Here is a 5,229-nt window from a genome sequence, read left to right as displayed (position 1 = left end):
TCGCCGCCGTCGCCCCCCGCTGTGGCATTGTTGGGGGGGCCGTGGGCGCGGGGGCGGGGCGCGGGGCACTATAGTTCGGGCTCGTTGCGGGGGGGGGGGGGGGGGGCCCCCCCCCCCCCCACCAAAAGGGGTGAACGGTCGTAACTTTCCCGTGCGGGTCGCGTTCTGTCGCGCTAAGAGATCAACCGAACACGTTTCGTCATGTCACGGCCCGCGAGTTTCCGGCGAAAGGCCGTCGGTCCCCGGGGAATGGCGTCAGTTCCCGGGGAACGCCCAGGGGTTGGGCCGACAGCTGATTCCGTCGTGGTCGAGGAACTTGGTCTGCTGCTGCATGACGGGGGCGAGCGCGCCGTCGACACTGCAGCTCACATGGCCGAAGCCGAGCCGGTGGCCGATCTCGTGGTTGATCAGCATCTGGCGGTACGCGTACATCTTGTCGCCGTACGTCTCGGAACCCTGGGCCCAGCGGTACGCGTTGATCATCACGCGTTCGGTGGCGGCCGAGTCGCAGGAGACGTTGTCCTCGGTGGTGTCGAGGCCCGACTTGGCACACCAGAACGCCGTCGTCCCGGGACTCGCCAGGGTGATGACGAAGTCGGACTTCCCGGAGGAGACCCGCTCGAAGGTGCGGCCGCCGTCGTGGGCCCAACTCCGGTCGTCGTTCAGGGTCTTCTGCACGGCCTCCGCGAAGAGTCCGCCGTCGAGGCCGAGGCCCTGCTCGACGTCGACGCGGTAGGTGTACTTCCGCCCGGTCCCCGGCGCCTTGTCGAACCCGGGGACCGCGTCGAATTCCCCGGAGCCCTTGAGATCGGCCGCCAGGGGATACTTCTTCGCCATCTGCTGGGAGTACGACAGCGTGACCGCGCCCTGTCCCGCATCCGCACCCGCCGATGCGGACGGGACCGGCCGGCCGTCGGTGCGCGACGCCGAGTCCTTGGCCTCCTGGTCGGCGCCGCTCGCGGATTGCGGGCGTACGGAGTCGTCCTCGCGCCCCCCGGTGACCTGCCCGGCCACGACGACGGCCAGGACGGTGGTGACGGCGGCTGCAGCGATGCCGGTGAAGGCCCGGCCCTTGCCTCCCCTGGCCTTCTCGGGCCGCGCGTCCGGGGGTTCCTGATCGCCCGGGGGCCTCTTGTGCCCGCCCGGGGCGACCTTGTGCTCGACCTCGTCGTCCCAGACGGTGACGGAGGCGTAAGGGTCCGCGCGAAGGGTCGCCGTGGCGGCCGAACGGGGCGCGAAGGAGTCGTCGCCCTGGTCGAAGGCGTCGACGTAGGCCTGCCGGGGGCCGCCGGCTCCCGACCGGGGCGGCGCGAACCGCTGCCGGGGAACCGTCGGGCCGGGTCGGCCCGGCGGCCCGCCCTGACCCTGTCCGGGCCCGGGCCGCACTGCCCCGGGAGGCCCTTGCGGGGATGCCTGCGGCCCGCCGTAACCGGCGCCCGCACGCGGCCCGCCCCTCAACTCGCCCCACGCGCCGCCGGTTTCGCGCTGCTCGGGATGCCCACCGCGCACCCGGGGCACGCCATGGACGGGAGTGCCGTCGGGATAGCGCGGCGTGCCACGGACCGGAGTCCCGTCGGGCAGCCGGGGAAACCCATGCGCCGGGGTGCCGTCGGGCAGCCGCGGAAAGCCATGGGCAGGGGTGCCGTCCTGCGGCCGTGGAAAGCCGTAGGCGGGGGTGCCGTCCTGCGGACGCGGAACCCCACGAGCGGGCGTTCCGTCCTGGGTCCGCCCACCCTGCGTTCGCCCGTCCTGCGGCCGCCCGTCCTGCATCCGAGGAAATCCGTGCGCCGGAGTCCCGTCGGGAAGGCGCGGAAACCCGTACGCGGGCGTGCCGTCGGGAAGCCGCCCGGTGGGCGCTCCCCCACCGGCGGCTCCGCCACCGGCGGTTCCTCCCGCCTGCGGGCCGCCGGAGAACCGCGAAGGTCCCCCCGTCGGCGCACCGCCCGCGAATCCCGGGGCCCCGCCCGGAGGCATCCCGCCCCGCGGAACTCCCTGCCCCTGCACGCCCGCAGACCCTCGGGGTGCCCACCCCTCGGGCAGCCGGGGCACGCCCTGGGCCGGTGTGCCGCCCCTCGGCGGCTGAGTCCTCGGCGGCTGAGGAGCCTGCTGTTCGGCAGACCCCCGACGACGCCCGGATCGTTTCCTCTTCTCCGGCTCCGGTTCCGGCCGGGCGGCGGGAACCACGTGTATGTCGGCCGTGTCGCCCTTGGGGGCCGGCCCGCGGCGGCTGTGACGTCCCACGTCCCGCCTCAGCTCCTCGCGCTGGTAGGGCCGGTGTCGGCCAACTCGCCGGTGTCCGCGAGGAGTTCGCGGAAGGCCGTGGCCACGGTCTCCGGGTACTCCATCATCGCCACATGTCCCGCGTCAGGCAACGTCAGCAACCGCGAGTCGCGAAAGGCACGTGCCGCCCGCTGGGCCATCCGATACGAGACGAGCTGGTCGCGACCCCCGTAGACGAGGAGCGTCGGCGCGAGCACCCGCTCGGCCTGGCGCCACAGTCCGTGCTGGCCACCCAGCGTGTACGCGTTCACGATGCCGCGTGCCGAGCGTGCCATGGCGTCCCAGAAGTAGGGGAGGGCGAGCCGTCGCTCCATCTCCTCGACCGCGTTGCGGAATCCCTCGGGCGTGACCATGCCGGGGTCGCCGTAACAGAGCGCCGTGACCCCCCGTACGCGCTGTTCGGCCGACCAGTCCTTGGTGAACCTGGTGAACAGGCCCGCCACGCCGGGCAGGGCCAGCAGCGCCGTCGGCACGGCCGAGCGCTGCACCCGGATCTCCGGGAGCGCCGGTGAGACGAGGGTGAGCGTGCGGACGAGATCGGGCCGTACGGCCGCGACGCGCGTGGTGACCGCGCCGCCCAGCGAGTTCCCGAAGAGGTGCACGGGACCGCGCTCGGCCGCGTCGAGAAAACGGATGACCGCGCGCGCGTGCCCGGTCACCGAGTAGTCGCCGTCGTCCGGTGGCGGGGAGTCGCCGAAGCCCGGCAGATCGACGGCCTCGCTGTCCACGAGGCCGTCCAGGAGGGGCATCAGCGCCGACCAGTTCTGCGAGGAACCGCCCAGCCCGTGCACGTACAGCGCGGGCGGCAGTCCCTCCCGCACCGGCGGTCTCGACCGGACCGTCAGCGTGATCCCGGGGAGCCCGACCGTGCGCAGCCGCTCCCCCTCGGCCACCCTGACGGTCCCGACCCTAGGAGCGACGGAAGTGGCCAGCACGGACGGCAGTTCGGTCGAAGACATGCGGCAATGTTACGAGACGATCACGCGCTGGATCGTGTGTTCGCAGTCACAGGGCCCGGTGTCGCACGGCGGGCCCGCCGGCGTCCACGCGGCGACCGAGGAACGGCCGGACGACAACCGGTCGCCGTCCGAACCGCGACAGGACGACGGCCGGACCGCGACCGGACGACGGCCGGACCGCAGCCGGACCACGGCCGACCGCAGCCCGACCGCAGCCGGACGACGACGACCGGACCCGGCCGAACGGCGGCGCGATCTCGGCCGAACGGCGACGCGATCGCATAGCGTCCGGATCTCGACTCTCATACGCTTCATAGACGAGGGCACTCGTTACTCGCACAAGAGCGCACTCGCACCCACTCGGGAAGAGGACACATGACCGTCGACCCCACCGACCCCGAGACCATCGAGGAATCCGACGACGCCGAGATCGGTGTCGAGGCCCCCGAAGCCGACGCGGCCGAACAGCACGCGGACCTGGCACCCCACCGCGACGAATCGCTGACCGATGCGGACAGGGACAGCGCCAACGAGGCGGACCTCGCGGAACAGGCGAGGGTCGTCGAACTCGACGAGGACGACTACCGCTGAGCCGAGGTGAGGTGAACCTGGCCGAGGTCGGAGAAGACGCGACCGCCCGGTATGCCCCTTCATCAAGCGTTATGCAGGGTTTTCACCGGCGTCCGGTCCGTGAAATTCTGCCCTCGCACCGCGCACACCACGGTTACCGAAAAGTACGATGGCCGCGCGGCGCTCACCGCAATGTGGACGATTTTGGGAGGCGGCGTGACAGCCATCGAGCAGACAGAGGCGGCGCGCCCGCGGGGCACACGCCTGCCGCGCCGTGCCCGACGCAACCAGCTCCTCGGCGCTGCCCAGGAAGTGTTTGTCGCGCAGGGGTATCACGCGGCCGCGATGGACGACATCGCCGAACGCGCGGGCGTCAGCAAGCCGGTGCTCTACCAGCACTTCCCCGGCAAGCTCGACCTCTACCTCGCGCTGCTGGACCAGCACTGCGAGTCACTGCTGCAGGCCGTACGGGCCGCCCTGGCGTCCACCACGGACAACAAGCTCCGGGTGCGGGCGACCATGGACGCGTACTTCGCGTACGTGGAGGACGACGGCGGCGCGTTCCGCCTGGTCTTCGAGTCGGACCTGACGAACGAACCCGCGGTGCGCGAGCGCGTCGACAAGGTCACGTTCGAGTGCGCGGAGGCGATCTGCGAGGTCATCGCGGAGGACACCGGCCTGTCCAAGGCCGAGTCGATGCTGCTGGCCTCGGGTCTCGGCGGACTCGCCCAGGTGGTGGCCCGTTCCTGGCTGCACAGCGACCGCAGCGTGCCGCGCGACCAGGCGGTACAGCTGCTGACCTCGCTGGCATGGCGGGGCATCGCCGGTTTCCCGCTGCACGGCAGCGAGCACCACTGATCACGGGGACCGCAGCACCACTGATCGTGGGGATCGCAGAGGTCACCACGGGCGATCACCACCGACCGCCACTTTGTTCCCACCGGATGTTCGCTCCTGGCGTTCTCGGGCGGAGCATGTACGTCCCCTCACCGGGCTAATGTGTGCTGCGTACGGCGCGGACGAACGCGCACATCAGTGACCGTCGGAGGGACATAGCCGTGGAGGTCAAGATCGGCGTGCAGCACGCGCCCCGCGAGATCGTTCTGGAGAGCGGTCAGACCCCGGAAGAGGTCGAGCGCGCGGTGTCCGAGGCGCTGGCCGGCAAGTCGCAGCTGCTCAGCCTCGTGGACGACCACGGCCGCAAGGTCCTGGTTCCGGCGGACCGCCTCGCCTACGTGGAGCTCGGCGAGCCGACGGCCCGCAAGGTGGGCTTCAGCGCGCTGTAAGGCGATGAGAAGGGGGGGGGGGGGGGGGGGGGGGCCGGCCCCCGTTGGAGAGCGGCGCCCCCGGGGGGGGGGGGTGCGGGGGGTGGCGCACAAACCGCCCCGACAGGGGTTTTTTGCTCCCGGGGGGGGGGGTT

5 protein-coding genes are annotated in these 5,229 nt (G+C 72.0%); 3 read left to right on the top strand and 2 right to left on the bottom strand.

The genetic code is table 11. The features are described from left to right. Positions 1-255: 255 nt before the first annotated feature. Positions 256-1,770 (bottom strand): DUF3152 domain-containing protein, encoded by a 1,515-nt coding sequence (locus tag ACIBEI_RS13150; protein WP_398888086.1) that lies wholly within the window; start codon positions 1,768-1,770, stop codon positions 256-258. 479 nt (positions 1,771-2,249) lie between these two features. Next, entirely contained in the window at positions 2,250-3,239 is a 990-nt protein-coding gene (locus ACIBEI_RS13145; RefSeq protein ID WP_398888084.1) for an alpha/beta fold hydrolase, read from the bottom strand. A 375-nt stretch (positions 3,240-3,614) separates the two neighbouring features. On the opposite strand from ACIBEI_RS13145, the gene ACIBEI_RS13140 reads away from it, so the two are divergent. The 3 genes from ACIBEI_RS13140 to ACIBEI_RS13130 all read left to right on the top strand — a co-directional run bounded on the left by ACIBEI_RS13140 (position 3,615) and on the right by ACIBEI_RS13130 (position 5,095). Next, positions 3,615-3,830, top strand: coding sequence for a hypothetical protein (locus ACIBEI_RS13140; RefSeq protein ID WP_398888083.1), 216 nt, complete (start codon positions 3,615-3,617; stop codon positions 3,828-3,830). 195 nt (positions 3,831-4,025) lie between these two features. Then, positions 4,026-4,667, top strand: coding sequence for a TetR/AcrR family transcriptional regulator (locus tag ACIBEI_RS13135; protein ID WP_143636525.1), 642 nt, complete (start codon positions 4,026-4,028; stop codon positions 4,665-4,667). Between the two features lie 200 nt (positions 4,668-4,867). Further along, a complete protein-coding gene (locus ACIBEI_RS13130; RefSeq protein ID WP_055519750.1) occupies positions 4,868-5,095 on the top strand; it encodes a DUF3107 domain-containing protein in 228 nt (75 codons plus the stop codon). The last annotated feature ends 134 nt before the right edge of the window (positions 5,096-5,229 follow it).

The sequence above is a fragment of the Streptomyces sp. NPDC050988 genome (assembly GCF_044456225.1).
In the GTDB taxonomy this organism is placed as follows: domain Bacteria; phylum Actinomycetota; class Actinomycetes; order Streptomycetales; family Streptomycetaceae; genus Streptomyces.
The sequence above is the reverse complement of the archived record's forward strand: the minus strand, read 5'-3'. Positions and strand labels throughout refer to the sequence as shown.

What these genes read in the sequence shown, in the direction of transcription:
- ACIBEI_RS13150 (WP_398888086.1), bottom strand. Translation starts at nt 1,770, where the DNA reads ATGCAGGACGGGCGGCCGCAGGACGGGCGAACGCAGGGTGGGCGGACC.
- ACIBEI_RS13145 (WP_398888084.1), bottom strand. Translation starts at nt 3,239, where the DNA reads ATGTCTTCGACCGAACTGCCGTCCGTGCTGGCCACTTCCGTCGCTCCT.
- ACIBEI_RS13140 (WP_398888083.1), top strand. Translation starts at nt 3,615, where the DNA reads ATGACCGTCGACCCCACCGACCCCGAGACCATCGAGGAATCCGACGAC.